General features: G+C 51.2%; 1 protein-coding gene. It reads right to left on the reverse strand.

What is annotated here, in order from left to right:
* Window positions 1-94 precede the first annotated feature (94 nt).
* Window positions 95-402 (reverse strand): hypothetical protein (locus AC1RPW_RS08030; protein ID WP_481769447.1); only part of this gene is annotated, 308 nt, incomplete at its 5' end.

Consider the following 402-nt stretch of genomic DNA (forward strand, 5'->3'; position numbering starts at 1 on the left):
TAGACGGCTTGGCCAATGTCGTAAGTGATAGAAGGAGGTCATCCGCCTGTTCCATTTCCTCGCGGGTCGCGAGAACAAGCGGGTTAAACGTCATTTAGTCCTCCGAATCTTCGGCTGCTTTCTTTTCACCCTTCTGTTCTACGTACAGGGTTTCTCCCTTACCGCTTTCGGATTGTTTGAAACACCACGCACGCAGGCAGAATGGCTTCGCGATCTTGAATTTCTTGCAGACCTCGATTTTCTGCTCCTTCGTCCCCAGAACCCATGTCTTGAGTTCCATCCACGTCTGCTTCTGAATCGGGTCCATTCCATGCAGCTTCAGTGTAAGTCGCTTGCGGTCGTTGCCGGCTAGTTGGCCAGTCTCCTTCAGATACATGATGGTATCGAAGAATGGGTCCAGAC

The sequence above is a fragment of the Dellaglioa sp. CoH-55-MRSF-8 genome (genome assembly GCF_056782195.1).